The 5,489-nt window shown below is 78.2% G+C and carries 6 protein-coding genes; 2 read left to right on the top strand and 4 right to left on the bottom strand.

Annotated elements, in window-relative coordinates; genetic code table 11:
• The first annotated feature begins 291 nt into the window (after window positions 1-291).
• Window positions 292-1,737, top strand: coding sequence for a carboxylesterase family protein (locus AB0E83_RS34995; RefSeq protein ID WP_362120792.1), 1,446 nt, complete (start codon window positions 292-294; stop codon window positions 1,735-1,737).
• Window positions 1,738-1,789: 52 nt separating this feature from the next.
• Here the strand turns inward: AB0E83_RS34995 and AB0E83_RS34990 are convergent, their stop codons facing one another.
• The 4 genes from AB0E83_RS34990 to AB0E83_RS34975 all read right to left on the bottom strand — a co-directional run bounded on the left by AB0E83_RS34990 (window position 1,790) and on the right by AB0E83_RS34975 (window position 4,933).
• Window positions 1,790-2,227, bottom strand: a complete 438-nt coding sequence (locus AB0E83_RS34990) for an OsmC family protein (protein WP_362120790.1) — start codon at window positions 2,225-2,227, stop codon at window positions 1,790-1,792.
• 88 nt (window positions 2,228-2,315) lie between these two features.
• Window positions 2,316-3,050, bottom strand: a complete 735-nt coding sequence (locus tag AB0E83_RS34985) for a type 1 glutamine amidotransferase (protein WP_362120788.1) — start codon at window positions 3,048-3,050, stop codon at window positions 2,316-2,318.
• A gap of 90 nt (window positions 3,051-3,140) precedes the next feature.
• A complete protein-coding gene (locus AB0E83_RS34980; protein WP_362120786.1) occupies window positions 3,141-3,809 on the bottom strand; it encodes a response regulator transcription factor in 669 nt (222 codons plus the stop codon).
• The gene (locus AB0E83_RS34975) at window positions 3,806-4,933 is read right to left on the bottom strand and encodes a histidine kinase (RefSeq protein ID WP_362120785.1); all 1,128 of its coding nucleotides are present in this window, start codon (window positions 4,931-4,933) and stop codon (window positions 3,806-3,808) included. The genes AB0E83_RS34980 and AB0E83_RS34975 overlap by 4 nt, the downstream gene beginning before the upstream one ends.
• Window positions 4,934-5,143: 210 nt before the next feature.
• Between AB0E83_RS34975 and AB0E83_RS34970 the strand changes: the two genes are divergently transcribed.
• On the top strand, window positions 5,144-5,489 hold a 346-nt coding region (locus AB0E83_RS34970), incomplete at its 3' end, for a DUF6223 family protein (RefSeq protein WP_362120783.1).

Here is a 5,489-nt window from a genome sequence, read left to right as displayed (position 1 = left end):
GCGGCCGCGCCACCGCCCCCGCCGCCCGGACCCGGCCCCGACGGCGACGACAAGCCGTCCTCCTGACAACACTGTCAGTGCACTGGTCCACACCGCGCCCGCCGCGCCCGCCGCGCCCGCGGCGGTGGGGTCCTCCTGCGGGGTCGGGTGCTGCACCCCCCGAGATGACTCGTGTCAGTGACTCGTGTCACCATTGCTTCTCCCGTCCTTGACCCCGTGCGGGACGGCCCCGACGCTGCCCCTGTCACCCGCCCGCCGCCGCCTCGGCCCACGCCCCAGGAGCCGCCCCCGATGACCTCCCCCGGACCCCTCGTCACCACCGCCCGCGGGCCCGTCCGCGGCGAGCGCCGCGCCGACGGCACGTACCGCTTCCTCGGGATCCCGTACGGCCGGCCGCCCGTCGGCGAGCTGCGCTTCGCCGCTCCCGTGCCGCCCGAGCCGTGGACCGAGCCGCTGGACGCGACCGCCTACGGGCCGACCGCCCAGCGCCGTCCCTTCGCCGAGGTCACCACCGTCCCCGAGCCCAGCGTGCCGGGCGCGGGCGTCCTCAACCTCAACGTCTTCACCCCCGACACCGCCCCCGCCGAGGGGCTGCCGGTCCTCGTCTGGATCCACGGCGGCGGCTACGTCGCCGGCTCCGCCGCCAGCCCCTGGTACGACGGCGCCGCCTTCAACCGCGACGGCGTCGTCCTCGTCTCCGTCGGCTACCGGCTCGGCATCGAGGGCTTCCTGCACCTGGAGGACGCCCCCGACAACCGCGGCGTCCGCGACTGGATCGCCGCCCTGGAGTGGGTCCGCGACAACATCGCCGCCTTCGGCGGCGACCCCGCCCGGGTGACCGTCGCCGGCCAGTCCGCCGGCGGCGGCGCCGTCCTCACCCTGCTCTCCGTCCCCTCCGCCCGCGGCCTCTTCCGCGGCGCGCTCGCCGTCTCCGGCGTCGTGCTCCGCCCCGACGGTCCCGGGGCCGCCCGCGCCGCCGCCCGGCTCCTCACCTCCCGCACCGGCGTCCCCGCCACCGCCGCCGCCCTGCGCGACCTGGACGACGGCGAACTCCTCGCCCTCCAGGACCGGCTCGCCGAGGACGGACCCGACCGGGAGGGGCTGCCCCCGATGCCGGCCCTCGCCCCCTTCGCGGACGGCGACCTGATCCCCGTACTGCCCGCCGAGGCCCTCACCACCGGCGACGCCGGCGCCGACGTCCCGCTCCTGCTCGGCTTCACCGCCGACGAGTTCTCGGCGGTCCCCGGACCGGAGGGGCTGCCGCTCCCCGTCCTCCTCGGCGGGTTCGGGCTCGATCCGGCGCGCGCGGGCGAGTTCGCCGCCGCCCACCCCGGCACGCCCGAGGACGCCCTCTTCGGCCGGGCCCTCACCGACGTCGTGTTCCGGGTTCCGAACCTGGTGATCGCCGACGCCCGCGCCGACCGCGAACGGCCCACCTGGCTCTACGAGTTCGCCTGGAGCTCGCCGGTCCTCGGCGGGGCGGCGCACTGCCTCGACCTGCCGTTCGCCTTCGACCTCCTCGACGCCGAGGGCGTCCGCGAGGTCGCCGGCCCCACCCCGCCGCGGGCCCTCGCCGACGCCGTGCACCGCGCCTGGGTGGCCTTCGTCAAGGACCAGGACCCGGGCCCCGACTGGCCCCGCTACACGCCCGGCGGCCGCGCCACCATGGTCTGGGACGCCGAGAGCCGCGTCGAGGCCGACCCGCTCCGGCACGTCCGCGACCTCTGGTCGGCCTGACCGGCCGCTCCCGCCCGGACCGGTGGCGTCCGGACGGAGGGCCCGGCGCGGGTCAGCCCTCGAAGCCGACCGTCCCGTCCGGGAGGAGCGCCTCGACCCGCGCCCCGTGCTCGACCGTGCGGCTCACCGTGCAGAACTTCTCGTGCGTGAGCCGCACCCCGCGCGCGAACACCTCCGCCGCCTTCGGGTTGGAGTCCGGCAGGTCGAACTCGTAACTCACCCGGATCCGCCCGATCCGCCCGTCGTCCTCCGGCGCCGAGACCGACTCGACGACGATCCGCAGGTCGTCGTGGTCCACGGCCCGCGCGGTCCGGTCGATCACCAGACCGCCGCAGCCGCCCATCGCCGCGAGGAGCAGCTCCACCGGCGTGAACGACGGCTGCGCGCCGTCGTCGTCGGCCGCGGCCATCAGCACCTCCGCGCCCCGGTCGTTGCGGGCGGTCCACCGCCGGTATCCGGTGCGGACGGTCTCGACGCGGTAGTCGGCCATGGGGGTGTACTCCTCAAGCTGGGCTCGGACACGTGTCCCCGTACGCTACGGCGCCCGGCCCCGCCGGTCCCGCCCGACCGGCCGGACGTCAGCGCGCCGCGCCCGCCGCCCGCTCCCGCACCACCCGTCCCCAGGCCCCCGCCGCCGCGCCCCAGACCGTGCGCAGCGCGGCCTCGTCCCGGCGCACGGAGGCCACCGCCGCGTCCGGATCGCCGCCCGCCTCCCGCACCGGTCCGGCGTCGGCCCGCGCCCATACGGCGAGCGCCTCGCCGTCCACCTCCGGATGGAACTGCACGCCCCACCCCACCGGACCCACCCGGAACGCCTGGTGCCGGCAGTCGTCCCCGCCCAGCAGCGGCACGGCCCCCGGCGGCAGCCGGGTGATCTCGTCGAAGTGCCACTGCGCCGCCGGCGCGCCCTCCGGCACCGCCCCGAACACCGGGTCCGTCCCGGCGGCGGGCAGCCGGCGCAGCGGTACGGAGCCCACCTCCGGCCCCCGGGGCCGGGGAGCGACCGCGCCGCCGAGCGCGTCCGCGACGAGCTGCCCGCCCAGGCATATCCCGAGCAGCGGCACCTCCCGCCGGACCGCCTCGCCCACCAGCTCCCGGACCCGCGGCAGCCATGGCGCCGCCGCGTCGTCCCGGCAGCCGGCCGACCCGCCGAGCACCAGCAGTCCGGCCCGGTCCGTCAGGCCCGCGGGCAGCTCCTCGCCCCGCCACGGCCGCCGCACGTCCAGCCGCAGCCCGTCCGCCGCCAGCCGCTCCCCGACGAGCCCGGGCCCCGCCCCGTCCTCGTGCTCCACCACCAGCACCACCGCCGTCATCGCCCGGCCCCCTCCCTCGTCCGCACCGGCCCCCAGTGGAACCCGCCGCTCCCGCGCCGGGAAAGACCCGTGCCCGAACGGGTCCCGGGATCAAGGAGAGTTCGGGGTGACGAGACCGGATTCATAGGCGAGGACGACGAGTTGGGCCCGGTCGCGGACGCCGAGCTTCGTCATGGCCCGGTTGACGTGGGTCTTCGCCGTCGACGGGCTGATCACCATGCGGCCGGCGATCTCGTCGTTGGACAGGCCCCGCGCCACCAGGGCCACCGCCTCGCGCTCCCGGCCGGTCAGCTCCTCCAGGGCCGGGACCGGCCGGACGGGGGCGGGCAGCGGCCGGTCGAGGTACCGGTGGATGAGCCTGCGGGTGATCGACGGCGCGAGGAGCGCGTCGCCGCGCGCGGCGACCCGCACGGCGTGCAGGAAGTCCTCCGGCAGCACGTCCTTGACCAGGAACCCGGCGGCACCGGCGCGCAGCGCGTCGAGGACGTACTCGTCCATGCCGTAGTTGGTGAGGATCACGACGTGCGTCCCGGCGAGGGACGGGTCGGCGGCGATCCGCCGGGTGGTCTCGATGCCGTCGACGACGGGCATCCGGATGTCGACGAGCGCCACGTCGGGCCGGTGCGCGCGGGCGAGGACCAGGGCCTCCCGCCCGTCGGCGGCCTCGGCCACCACCTCGATGTCGTCCTCCAGGTCGAGCAGGGCGCGGAACCCGCTGCGGATGAGCGGCTGGTCGTCGACGAGCAGGACCCTGATCACGGTGTGCGCTCCACGGGGAGTTCGGCCAGGACGGAGAAGCCGCCCCCGTCGCGCGGCCCGGCGGTGAGCCGGCCGCCGAGGGCGGTGACACGCTCGCGCATGCCGAGCAGACCGAGCCCGGGGACGGGCGCGGCGGCCGGCGCCGCCCTGCCGTCGTCGTCGACCCGGACCGCGAGCAGCTCGGGGCGGCAGTCGATCCGGACGCTCGCCGACGCCGCCTCCGCGTGCCGGGCGACGTTGGTCAGCGACTCCTGGACGATCCGGTAGACCGTCCGGTCGACGGCGGCCGGCACGTCCGCCTCCCGCCCCTCCACGGTCAGCGTCGCGTCCAGCCCCAACGCCCGCGCCCGCTCCACCAGTTCCGGCACGTCGGCGAGGCCGCGCGGCGGGGCCGTGTCGTCCGCGCGCAGCGCCTCCAGCGTCGCCCGCAGCTCCCGGCTCGCCTCCCGCCCCGCCTCCTGGATGGCCAGGAGCGGCGCGGGCACCTCCTCGCCGCGTCTGCGGGCCACGTGGACGGCGACCTCCGACTGCACCTTGATCACCGAGATCTGGTGGGTGAGGGAGTCGTGCAACTCCCGCGCGATGCGCAGCCGTTCCTCGTCGGCCCGGCGCCGGGCCGCCTCCTCCCGGGTCCGCTCGGCCTCGTCCGCCCGCCGCTCGGCCTGCCGCAGCGCCTCGCCCGCCGCGGCCGCCGCGACCAGCCAGGCGATCTCCAGCGCGCCCCGCGCCCGCGCGAACGCCTCACCGGTGTCGTACGGCCCCGACACCAGGGCCGCCACCGGCAGCGCCGTCAGCATCAGCACGCTCGCCACCGCCGTCACGGTGCGGTGCCCCGCCCGGACGGCCGCGTACACGGCGAACAGATAGGCCACGACCGGCACGTCGAAGCCCACGGACTGGTGGCCGATCGCGCACGCCCCGGTGACGGCGAGCACCGCCCGGGGAGCGCGCCGCCGCACGGCCAGCGCCAGCCCGCCGGCCGCCAGCAGCCCGTATCCGAACACCGCCTGCGGCAGCCCGGGGCGCGGCCCGGACACCGCCGTGACCAGCAGCGCCGCCGTCACCCCCAGGGCGATGAGCCCGTCCCCGTACCGCCGCCGGACGGCGGCCCCCACGTCCGTCATGAGCGCACCCTAACCGCGACCCCGGCCGGGGGAGTCGGCCCCGGGCAGGAGGCCGCGCCTACCACGGGCGCGGTAGGCGGGCGCCCGCTACCGCGCCGGCGGCAGACGAGGTGTCCGCGCCCGGCGGACGACCGGGGGAGGGGGCGCCGGACATGCTCGGGGCACCGGCCGGGGGAAGCGGCCGGCCGTCCGAGGAAGAGGAGCCCGCCCATGTCCGTCCGCCGCCCGCTCACCGCCGCCGCGGCCGCCCTGCTCGGCGTCGTCGTGCTCGCCGCGCCCGCCGCCGCGGCCGCCCCGGCCTCCTCCCTGGCCGCCTCCGTCACCACCTTCGGCGCGGGCCGGCTCGGCGCGAGCACGGGCGCGCTGCTCGGCCTGGTCGGCCTCGCCGTGGCCTGGCGCGCCCTGACCCGCCCCGCCGGCCCGCGCCGCCCGGTGCTCGCCCTGGCCGCCGGGGCGGCCGCCCTCGTCCTGGGCGCACTGGTAGCCGCCACCGCCGACGGCGGTCTCGGCACCGGCAACGGCCTGGGCGGCGCCTACGTGGCCCTGCTCGCCGGCC

The organism is Streptomyces sp. NPDC035033 (genome assembly GCF_040636735.1).
Classification (GTDB): Bacteria; Actinomycetota; Actinomycetes; order Streptomycetales; family Streptomycetaceae; genus Streptomyces.
Note: the sequence above shows the minus strand (reverse complement) of the source record. Positions and strands in the feature narration are given on the sequence as shown.

What these genes read in the sequence shown, in the direction of transcription:
- AB0E83_RS34995 (WP_362120792.1), top strand. Translation starts at nt 292, where the DNA reads ATGACCTCCCCCGGACCCCTCGTCACCACCGCCCGCGGGCCCGTCCGC.
- AB0E83_RS34975 (WP_362120785.1), bottom strand. Translation starts at nt 4,933, where the DNA reads ATGACGGACGTGGGGGCCGCCGTCCGGCGGCGGTACGGGGACGGGCTC.
- AB0E83_RS34990 (WP_362120790.1), bottom strand. Translation starts at nt 2,227, where the DNA reads ATGGCCGACTACCGCGTCGAGACCGTCCGCACCGGATACCGGCGGTGG.
- AB0E83_RS34985 (WP_362120788.1), bottom strand. Translation starts at nt 3,050, where the DNA reads ATGACGGCGGTGGTGCTGGTGGTGGAGCACGAGGACGGGGCGGGGCCC.